The 9,566-nt window shown below is 75.0% G+C and carries 10 protein-coding genes, 1 pseudogene and 1 riboswitch; of the genes and pseudogenes, 3 read left to right on the forward strand and 8 right to left on the reverse strand.

What is annotated here, in order from left to right:
* Positions 1-92: 92 nt before the first annotated feature.
* The 6 genes from bfr to ACI79C_RS24920 all read right to left on the reverse strand — a co-directional run bounded on the left by bfr (position 93) and on the right by ACI79C_RS24920 (position 6,848).
* Positions 93-587 (reverse strand): bacterioferritin, encoded by a 495-nt coding sequence (gene bfr, locus ACI79C_RS24895; protein WP_456948387.1) that lies wholly within the window; start codon positions 585-587, stop codon positions 93-95.
* 92 nt (positions 588-679) lie between these two features.
* Positions 680-877 (reverse strand): (2Fe-2S)-binding protein, encoded by a 198-nt coding sequence (locus ACI79C_RS24900; RefSeq protein WP_456948388.1) that lies wholly within the window; start codon positions 875-877, stop codon positions 680-682.
* A 121-nt stretch (positions 878-998) separates the two neighbouring features.
* Complete coding sequence (locus ACI79C_RS24905; protein ID WP_456948396.1) at positions 999-1,937, reverse strand: deoxyribonuclease IV; 939 nt, start codon at positions 1,935-1,937, stop codon at positions 999-1,001.
* A complete protein-coding gene (gene pknB, locus ACI79C_RS24910) occupies positions 1,934-3,934 on the reverse strand; it encodes a Stk1 family PASTA domain-containing Ser/Thr kinase (protein ID WP_456948389.1) in 2,001 nt (666 codons plus the stop codon). The genes ACI79C_RS24905 and pknB overlap by 4 nt, the downstream gene beginning before the upstream one ends.
* A gap of 210 nt (positions 3,935-4,144) precedes the next feature.
* Positions 4,145-5,602 carry a glycine hydroxymethyltransferase gene (locus ACI79C_RS24915; protein WP_456948390.1) on the reverse strand — a complete coding sequence of 486 codons (1,458 nt, stop codon included), beginning with the start codon at positions 5,600-5,602 and terminating at the stop codon, positions 4,145-4,147.
* A gap of 27 nt (positions 5,603-5,629) precedes the next feature.
* Positions 5,630-5,715, reverse strand: a riboswitch (ZMP/ZTP riboswitch).
* A gap of 5 nt (positions 5,716-5,720) precedes the next feature.
* Entirely contained in the window at positions 5,721-6,848 is a 1,128-nt protein-coding gene (locus ACI79C_RS24920) for an alpha-hydroxy acid oxidase (RefSeq protein WP_456948391.1), read from the reverse strand.
* Between the two features lie 13 nt (positions 6,849-6,861).
* Here ACI79C_RS24920 and ACI79C_RS24925 point away from each other — a divergent pair, with 13 nt between their 5' ends.
* The 3 genes and pseudogenes from ACI79C_RS24925 to ACI79C_RS24935 all read left to right on the forward strand — a co-directional run.
* Positions 6,862-7,185: an Rv2175c family DNA-binding protein gene (locus tag ACI79C_RS24925; RefSeq protein ID WP_456948392.1), complete on the forward strand. Its 324-nt coding sequence runs from the start codon at positions 6,862-6,864 to the stop codon at positions 7,183-7,185.
* Between the two features lie 7 nt (positions 7,186-7,192).
* Positions 7,193-7,537 (forward strand): lycopene cyclase domain-containing protein, encoded by a 345-nt coding sequence (locus ACI79C_RS24930; protein ID WP_456948393.1) that lies wholly within the window; start codon positions 7,193-7,195, stop codon positions 7,535-7,537.
* Positions 7,538-7,563: 26 nt separating this feature from the next.
* Positions 7,564-7,743: pseudogene (locus ACI79C_RS24935) on the forward strand (lycopene cyclase domain-containing protein); the annotation flags it as partial.
* Here ACI79C_RS24935 and ACI79C_RS24940 read toward each other — a convergent pair.
* Entirely contained in the window at positions 7,740-8,693 is a 954-nt protein-coding gene (locus tag ACI79C_RS24940) for a phytoene/squalene synthase family protein (RefSeq protein ID WP_456948394.1), read from the reverse strand. The pseudogene ACI79C_RS24935 and the gene ACI79C_RS24940 overlap by 4 nt on opposite strands.
* Positions 8,690-9,526, reverse strand: a complete 837-nt coding sequence (locus ACI79C_RS24945; RefSeq protein WP_456948395.1) for a phytoene desaturase family protein — start codon at positions 9,524-9,526, stop codon at positions 8,690-8,692. The genes ACI79C_RS24940 and ACI79C_RS24945 overlap by 4 nt, the downstream gene beginning before the upstream one ends.
* Positions 9,527-9,566 lie beyond the last annotated feature (40 nt).

A 9,566-nucleotide genomic window follows, 5' to 3' on the forward strand; every position in this document is an offset into this window, starting at 1 on the left:
CGTCGCGCTCCGGGCCGCCCCGAGACCCCCGGCACGCTGACCCGACGGGGCCCCCACCGCTCCTGGGGTGCGGCCCCGTCGCACGGGTGGGGTCACTCGGCGTGGTCGCCAGGCGTCGGGTGCTCGATCTGGCCGGCCAGGTACAGCTGCTCGCCGAGGGTGTCGAGCAGGTGCAGCTGGGTCTCGAGGTAGTCGATGTGGTGCTCCTCGTCCTCGAGGATCGACTCGAACAGGTTCTTGCTCACCCGGTCGCCGACCGACTCGCAGTAGGGGATCGCCTCGCGCAGCCGGGCCAGGACCTCGACCTCGATCGCCATGTCGGACTCGAACTGCTCGCGGACGGTCTGCCCGATCCGCAGCGGCAGCAGCTTCTGGTAGTTCGGCAGGCCCTCGAGGAAGAGGATGCGGTCGGTGAGCCGCTCCGCGTGGGTCATCTCCTCGATGGACTCGTCGCGGGTGTGCTCGGCGAGCTTGTTGTAGCCCCAGTTCGCCTGCATCTTGGCGTGCAGGAAGTACTGGTTGATGGCGGTCAGCTCGCTGGTCAGCTGCTCGTTCAGGTACTCGATGACCCGTGCGTCGCCCTGCATAACGCTCCTCCTCGGCTCGGTTGCGGCCGAGGTTAGCCGGGCTCGGAAGGGCCCATCGGACTCAGGCCGACCTTGGCATGGGCAGCCTGTCCTCAGGCGGCGGGCTCGCGGAGCTCCAGGCCGTGCAGGGGGTCCGCGGCGCGCAGCCGGTCGCAGATGCGGTCCAGGCAGCTGCCGCAGCCGGTACCGGCCGCGCAGGCGTCGCCGACCTCCTCCTCCGTGCGGGCACCGTCGGCGATGGCGTCGGCGAGCTGGGCCTCGCTCACGGCGAAGCAGATGCAGACGTACACGCGCGGCACTCCCGGGGGCAGGGGAAGGAAAGGCACCCCTAAGTTAGCCCAGCCTCACCTGTGTGCCAACCGCCACCGGACGGATTCGTCCCGGGACATCTGTCGTACGCCGCCACCGGCCTCAGGCGGCGGGGGCCCGGTCCGCGGCGGTGCCGTCGCGCAGTGAGCACAGCAGCGCGATGTCGGCCGCGTGCCCGGCCCACGCGACGCCGTCCTTCTCGCTGGGGGTCTCGACGACGACCGGGACGCCGGTCATCGACGGGTGGGCCAGGAGCTCGGCGAACGGGCCGGTGCCGTACGCGCCGCCGCCGATGGTGCCCGCGCCGATGGTGGTGTGCCGGTCCCGCTTGGACCCGCACGCGTCGAGGGAGTCGTTGGCGTGCACCAGGCCCAGCCGGCCCGGACCCACGCTGGCCTCCAGCGCGTCGAGCGTCGCGGTCATCCCGCCGGGCACGGAGAGGTCGTGGCCGGCCGCCCACGCGTGGCAGGTGTCGAAGCAGACGCCGACCAACGGGTGGTGCTCCAGCGCCGCCAGGTACGGGCCGAGGTCCTCGACCGTCGCGGCGAGGGACTTCCCGCCGCCGGCGGTCGGCTCGACCAGCAGCCGCGGACCGTCGGCGGGCGCGGCCTCCAGGACCGGGAGCAGCCGCTCGTGCAGCTGGCGCAGCGCGTCCTCGTAGCGGTCCTCGCCCACGGCGGAGCCGGCGTGCACCACCACGCCCCGGCAGCCGAGCTGGGCGCCCCGGGCCAGGTTGTGCGCGATGCTGGCGATCGACTGCTCGACGGTGGCCTCGGTGGGGGAGCCGACGTTGACCAGGAACGGCGTGTGGATGAAGGCGGGCACCCCGCGCTCGGCGCAGCCCTCGACGAACCGGGCGTCCTGGCGGGGGTCGCCCGCGGTCAGCTTCCAGCCGCGCGGGTTGCCGACGAAGACCTGCACGGCCCGCGCGGCGACGGCGTCGGTGTAGGTCAGGCCGCCCGTGGCCAGCCCGCCCTTGATCTGGATGTGCGCGCCGATCGGCGGCCCACCCGCAGCAGTACGCAGCGTTCTCAGTCCTATCCGAAGGTCACCAGGATGGTCACCGAGGTCCCCATGTCGACCACCTCGCCGGCCCCGGGGCTCTGTCGCAGCACCCGGTCGCCGAAGAACTGGCTGACCTTGACCTTCAACCCCGCCGCCTCGAGCAGGGCGGTGGCCTCCTGCTGGCTCTTGCCGACGACGTCGGGCACGGTGACCTGCGGGAGGCCGACCGAGACCTGGATCGTCACGGTGCTCTCGTAGGGCGCCTTCTGGCCGCTGGCCGGGTCGACGGCCATGACCTCGCCGCGGTCGACGTCGGCGCTGCGCCCCTCCGACTGCTCGACGGTGAAGCCGAGCGCCTCGAGGTTGGCGGTCGCCTCCTCGGGTGAGAGCCCGACGAGGGCGGGGACCGTCACCGGCTCGTGGCCGCGGCTGACGTAGACGACGAGCGCCTGGCCGCGCTTGAGCTCGGTGCCGATCTCGGGGTCGAAGCCGGTGACGTGGCCGACCGGGATCTTGTTGTCGTAGTCCTGCTGGACCTCGACGACGACCGGGATGGTGTCGTCGATCTCGGCCAGGACCTCGTCCTGCGGCCGGCCGACCATCTCGGGGTCGACCTCGAACCGCTCCGGGCCCTTGGAGACGACGAGCGACACGTCGGTGCCGCGGATCGCCTCGCCACCGTCCGGGTCGGCCGAGATCACCACACCCTCGGCGACGTCCTCGCTGAACTGCTCCTCGCAGCAGTCGGGGTCCAGCCCCGCCTGCTGCAGCAGGTCGACGGCGGCGGCCTGGTCCTTGCCGACCAGCTGCGGCACCGTCGTCCAGCGGCCCGAACCCAGCCACCAGCCGACCGCGCCGATGGTGACCGCGAGCAGGAACACCAGCGCGGCGGCGAACCGCGCCCGGCGCCGGCGGATGTGCTGGGGCACGCCGGGACGGGTGCGCTCGAGCCCGGGGCGGCGCCCGCCGACGTCGGTCGTGGGGCCGGGGCCCATCCCCGGCAGCATCGAGGTGCGGCCGCCGCGGCCGGGCCGGGTGCCGTTGACCCCGAGCACCTCGGTGCGCGGGTCGCCGTCGCGGCCCGGGTCGCTGGGGTGCCGCGGCCGGGTGGGCCGGTTGGTGGGGCGGAGGGTGTCGGGGCCGGCGGTGCTGCGGCCGGTGGGCACCGGCACCCGCTCGATGCCCAGGTCGCGCCGCACGTCCTCGAGGTCGGCGAGGAACGCCCCGGCGTCCAGGGGCCGCAGGACGGGGTCGCGGCGGGTGGTGCGGGCGACGAGGTCGTCGACCTCCCACGGGATCCCGGGGACCTCGTCCGACGGGGTCGGCATGTCGTGGTGGACGTGCTGGTAGGCCACCGCCAGCGGGGTGTCCCCGCCGTAGGGCGGGTGGCCGGTGAGCATCTCGTAGAGCACGACCCCGGCGGCGTAGACGTCGCTGCGTGCGTCGGCCTTGCCGCGCTCGAGCTGCTCGGGGGAGAGGTAGGCGACCGTGCCGATGAGGACGCCGCCGGTGTGGCTGGTCTGGCCGGTGCCGGTCAGGGCGCGGGCGAGGCCGAAGTCGGCGACCTTGACCACGCCGTCGGACCCGATGAGGACGTTCTCCGGCTTGATGTCGCGGTGCACGATGCCGGCGCGGTGGGCGGCGGTCAGCCCGGACAGCACCGGCTCGAGGACGGCGAACGCCTCGCCGATGGTGAGCCGGCCGCGGGCCTGCAGCAGGTCGCGCAGCGTGCGGCCGCGCACCAGCTCCATGACGAGGAACACCAGGCCCTGGTCGCTGCCCTGGTCGCTGACCGAGACGACGTTGGGGTGGCTGAGCATCGCCGCGGCCCGCGCCTCGCGGGTGAACCGGCCGACGAACGTCGGGTCGTGGGCCAGGTGCTCGGCCATGACCTTGACCGCGACCGTCCGGTGCAGCCGCAGGTCCTGCGCGGCGTAGACGGTCGACATGCCGCCGCGGGCCAGCCGCTCCTGGAGGTGGTAACGCCCCTCCAGTACGAGGCCGACCACGGGGTCGGTCACGGCGGTGTCCACCCGGCCGAGTGTAGGAGCCCCACCTGCCGGAACGGTCCGTACACGCGGGCGGACGGTCCCGACGGGAGCACGAGTCACACCGGTCCCGGTCCCCCCACCGGACTCGGGGAGGGGGACGATCAGGGGACCTGGTCATCGAGCGTCCTCCCTCACCGTCTGAGGTGGGGGAGGACCCTCCACGACCAGGTCCCCTGATCCCGGCGGGGGGCCTCAGGCCAGGTCGAGACCCGGGTAGAGCGGGTGCCGCTCGAGCAGCTCGGCCGCCGCGTCGCGCGTGCGGTCGGCCAGGCCGTCGGTGGTCGCGTACCTCGCCTTGGAGGGCGAGCCGTCCCGGGTGGCGGTGGGCGAGGTGCCCGAGAGGACGTCGACGATCAGCTCGGCGGTGCGGTCGAACTCGGCCGCCCCGAACCCGCGGGTCGTCAGGGCCGGGGTGCCCAGCCGGATGCCGGAGGTGTACCAGGCGCCGTTGGGGTCGGCCGGGATCGCGTTGCGGTTGGTCACGATGCCGGCGTCCAGCAGCGCGGACTCCGCCTGCCGCCCGGTGAGGCCGAAGCCGGAGACGTCGACGAGCACCAGGTGGTTGTCGGTGCCGCCGGTCACCAGCCGCGCCCCGCGGCGGGTCAGGCCCTCGGCGAGGCTCTGCGCGTTGTCGGCGACCGCCTGCGCGTAGCCGGCGAACTCCGGACGGCGGGCCTCGGCGAACGCGACCGCCTTGGCGGCCATGACGTGCGGCAGCGGGCCGCCGAGCACCATCGGGCAGCCCCGGTCGACGGCGTCGGCGAACTCCGGCTGGGCCAGCACCGCGCCGCCGCGCGGGCCGCGCAGCGACTTGTGCGTGGTGGTGGTGACCACGTGCGCGTGCGGCACCGGGTCGAAGTCGCCGGTGAGGACCTTCCCGGCGACGAGCCCGGCGAAGTGCGCCATGTCGACGACCAGGGTCGCGCCCACCTCGTCGGCGATCTCGCGCATCCGCGCGAAGTCGACCCGGCGCGGGTAGGCGGAGTAGCCGGCCATGAGGATCAGCGGGCGGAACTCCCGCGCCCGCTCCCGGACGGCGTCGTAGTCGAGCAGGCCGGTCTCCGGGTCGGTGCCGTAGGAGGACTGCTCGAACATCTTGCCGCTGATGTTCGGGCGGAAGCCGTGGGTGAGGTGGCCGCCGGCGTCCAGGGACATGCCCAGCATCCGCTGGTCGCCCAGCGCGTGGCGCAGCTCGGACCAGTCGGAGTCGGTCAGCTCGTTGACGTGCCGGACGCCGGCCTTCTCCAGCGCGGGGGCCTCGACGCGGGTGGCCAGGACCGCCCAGAACGCGACCAGGTTGGCGTCGATCCCCGAGTGCGGCTGCACGTAGGCGTGCGGGGCGCCGAACAGCTCGCGGGCGTGCTCGGCGGCCAGCGCCTCGACGGTGTCGACGTTCTGGCACCCGGCGTAGAAGCGGTGCCCGACCGTGCCCTCGGCGTACTTGTCGCTGAACCAGTTGCCCATCGTCAGCAGGACGGCGGGGCTGGCGTAGTTCTCGCTGGCGATCAGCTTGAGCGAGCTGCGCTGGTCGGCGAGCTCGGCGCCGATCGCGTCGGCCACGCGGGGCTCGACGGCCCCGATGACCTGCAGGGCGCTGCGGTAGGCCGCCGAGGCGGTGGCTGCGTCGAAGGAGGCGGTCGCGTCCGTCATGGGGGGCTCCAGCGCGGGTGTCGAGTCAGGAGGTGCCCAGGCGCCCGGCGGGGTGGTGCGGGCCGCTCCCCGGTGGTCGGTCCCACCTCGATGCGCCAGTCACGGCCCCGCAGCGATCCTACCGGCGGGTCCCGGGAGCCTCGGTCACCGTGTCCCGCGGGACGGCGGTGGCGTCGGCCACGCCGCACAGCGCCATCGTGTGCGCCAGCTCGGCGCTCAGTCCCGCCAGGACCCGCGCCACGCCTGCGGCGCCGCCGGTCGCCAGGCCCCACACCGCCGGCCGGCCGACGAACACCGCGCGGGCGCCCAGGGCGAGGGCGGTGAGGACGTCGGAGCCCGCGCGGATGCCGCCGTCCACGTACACCTCCGCCTCGCCGCCGACCGCCTCGACCACCTCGGGGAGGGCGTGCGCGCTGGCCACCACCGGATCGGCCTGCCGGCCGCCGTGGGTGGACACCCACACAGCCGCCGCCCCGGCCGCGACGCACCGCGCCGCGTCGTCCCCCCGCAGCACGCCCTTGACGACCACCGGCAGGCCGGAGAGGTCGGCGAACCGGCCGATGTCGTCGAAGGTCCAGACGGGGACGTCGGCGTGGTCCCCTGTCCCGGGGCGGTTGGGCAGGGGGTGGTCGGCCGGCAGCGCGAAGGCCGCCCGCAGGTCGCGCAGCCGCCGTCCGTAGACGGGCATGTCCGCGGTGAGCACCAGCGCGCGGTAGCCGGCGGTGCGGGCGCGGCGGGCGAGGCCGTCGGTGTGGGCCGGGGAGTGCACGCGGTAGAGCTGGAACCACTTGGGCGCGTCCGGCGCCACGGCGGCGACCTCGGCCAGCCCGGTGCTCGCCGAGGTCGAGACGGTCATCAGGGCGCCGGCGGTCGCCGCCCCCTCGGCCGTGCCGCGCTCCCCCTCGGGAGAGGCCATCGCCTGGTAGGCCCACGGCGCCACGCCGACCGGTGTCGCGACCTCGCTGCCCAGCAGCGTGGTGGCGAGGGAGACCGCGGTGGGGCCGCGCAGCACCCGGGGCCGCAGCCGCCAGGACCGCCACGCGGCCGGCGCCTCGCGCAGGGTGACCTCGCCCTCGGCGCCGCCGGCGTAGTAGTCGGCGACGTCTCCGGGCAGCAGCTCCCGCGCCCGGGCCTCCAGCGCGGCGAGGTCGAGCAGGTCGGGCCCGGGACCGTCGTCCGGCGTCTCGCCGGAACGGCGCTGGCCCGGCAGGGCGGGTGCCGGGGGTGTCCGCTGCTCGTGCGCCATAGGCTCGGAGCCTATGGAGACGTTCACCCCCGCGGAGGTCGCCGCTGTACTGGGGGTCTCGCCGAACCGGGTCCGGCAGCTGCTGCGCGAGCGCAAGATCCTCGCCGTCCCCGGCAGCGGCAACAGCCGCATCCCCGCCGACTTCTTCCGGGACGGGGCTGTCCTCAAGCACCTGCCGGGCCTGATCACCGTCCTGCGGGACGGCGGGTACAGCGACGAGGAGGTGTTCGAGTGGCTCTTCCGCGCCGACGAGTCGCTGCCGGGCACCCCGGTCGAGGCGCTGCGCAGCGACCGGCACACCGAGGTCACCCGCCGGGCCCAGGCGCTGGCGTTCTGACCGGCTCGTGGGCTCCCTGACGTACCTGGCGCTGCTGGCCGGCTGCCTGGTCGTCACCGCGCCGCTGGAGCTGGTGCTGCGGGTGCGCGTGTACGCCCGCTGGCGGCGGCTGCTCCTGGCGGTGCTGCCCGAGTTCGTCGTCTTCGTGGTCTGGGTGCTCTACGCGATCGCGCAGGGCCACTGGGACTACTCCGACGAGCTCACCCTCGGCGTCCGGCTGCCCGGCGGCATCCCGGTCGAGGAGGTGCTGTTCTTCCTCGTCGTCCCGCTGTGCTCGGTACTGGCGTTGGAGGCGGTGCGGAAGGTGACCGGCTGGGACGCCGGCTATCCCGCCGAGGAGGCCGACCGGTGAGCTACTCCGCCCTGGCGGTCACCGCGGTGGTCGCCGTCCTCGTCGTCGACCTGGCCGTCTACCGGACCCGCATGGTCACCCGGCGGGTGTTCTGGGTGGCCTACGCGATCGTGATCGCCTTCCAGCTGCTCATGAACGGCGTGCTCACCGGGCTGCAGGTGGTCACCTACGACCCGACGGGCATCTGGGGGCCGCGGATCGCCTACGCCCCGGTCGAGGACCTGCTGTTCGGCTTCGCCATGGTGACCCTCACCCTGGCCAGCTGGGCGGCGGTCAACCGGCGGGCGAACACCGCCAGGCGGCGCGGCCGGGACACCCGGACCCGGCGGTCGAGGACCCGGTAGTCGGCCCGCTCGATCTCGGTGAGGATCCCGCCGTAGAGGGCGGTGGCCGCGCGCACGCAGTCGCGGGACTCCGGCGCGAGCATCGGCGTCCCGGGCGCGGCGTCGTCGTAGCGGCGGCGCACGATCGCCACCATCTCCCGCATCAGCTCGCGGAAGGCCGCGTCGTACCGCTTGGCCGCCAGCTGCTCGCGGGTGACGCCGTGCGCGGCCATGAGGTCGGCGGGCAGGTAGACCCGGCCGCGGTCGACGTCCTCGGCGACGTCGCGCAGGAAGTTGGTCAGCTGGAACGCCTCGCCCAGCGCGATCGCGTGCGGCGCGGCCTCCTCGCGGCGCACGCCCGGCGCCGTGCCGAGCACCGGGAGCACCTGCAGGCCGATCACCGACGCCGAGCCCCACATGTACCGGTCGAGGGCGTCCATGTCGGCGTAACCGGTGACCTCGAGGTCGCTGGTCATCGCGGCGAGGAAGTCGACCAGGTGCTCCACCGGGATCGCGTACCGGCGGTAGGTGTGCACGAGCGCCAGCCGCACGGGGTCGTCGGACCAGCCGGCCTCCAGCTCGCCCAGCACCGCCCGCGACCATGCCGCGAGGTCGCCGGCCGGGTCGGCGCCGGGGTGGTCGACGAGGTCGTCGGCGGTGCGGGCCGCGGCGTAGAGGGCGTGGACGGCCGGACGGCGGTCGGCGGTGAGCAGCCGGGTGGCCAGGTGGTAGCTCTTGCCGTGGCGGGCGGCGATCGCGGCGCAGTGCCGGTAGGCCGCGTCCAGGCGGGCCTGCTGCTCCTCCCGCGACCGCGGCGGCTGGACGACGGTCATCCGGTGATCCGCTCCGCGGCCAGCCGCCCGCTGATGACGACCATCGGCACGCCGACGCCCGGCTGCACCGACGACCCGGCGAGGACGACGTTCTCGGGGCCGCGGCGGGGGAGGGTCGGCGTCCGGAACGGCCCGGTCTGCCCGAAGGTGTGGGCCAGGGCGAACGGCGTCCCGGCGGCCATGCCCTGTGCGGCCCAGGTCAGCGGGGTGTCCACGTGCTCCACCTCGATCGCGCCGGTGAGCCCGGTCCAGCCCCGGGCCTCGAGCGTGGCCAGGACCTCCTCGCGGTAGCGCGGGCCGAGCGTCGTCCAGTCCAGGTCGGGGTTGCCGCCGCTGTGCGGGTCCAGGTTCGGGGTGGGCGCCACGATGCTGAGCACCTGCCCGCCCTCGGGCGCCAGGCTCCGGTCGGTCACCGACGGCATGGAGACCAGCAGGCTGGGGTCGGTCATGGGGCACCCGGTCCGGGTCAGCTCGTCGAAGACCTCCCGCCAGGCGGCGCCGAAGCTGATCGTGTGGTGGGCCTGCCCGGGCAGCTCGGCCCGGACGCCGACGTGCAGTGCGACGCACGAGGGTGAGTACACCGGCCGCCGGCGCCGCGCGGACCCCGGCACCAGCCGCTCGGGCCGGTCGGCGGTCACGACGACCGCGTCGGCGGGCAGCCGCTCGCCGTCGTCGAGCACCACGCCGGTGGCCCGCCGCCCGGAGCCGTCGAGCCGCTCGACGGCCGTGCCGTACCGGAAGGCGACCCCGGCGTCGGGGGGGGGCGCGGCCCGCGCCCCCCCCCCCCCCCCCCCCCCCCCCCCCCCCCCCCCCCCCCCCCCCCCCCCCCCCAACCCCCCCCCGCCCCCAGAACCCCCCCCCCCCCCCCCCCCC

The organism is Geodermatophilus sp. SYSU D00697, from assembly GCF_054050175.1.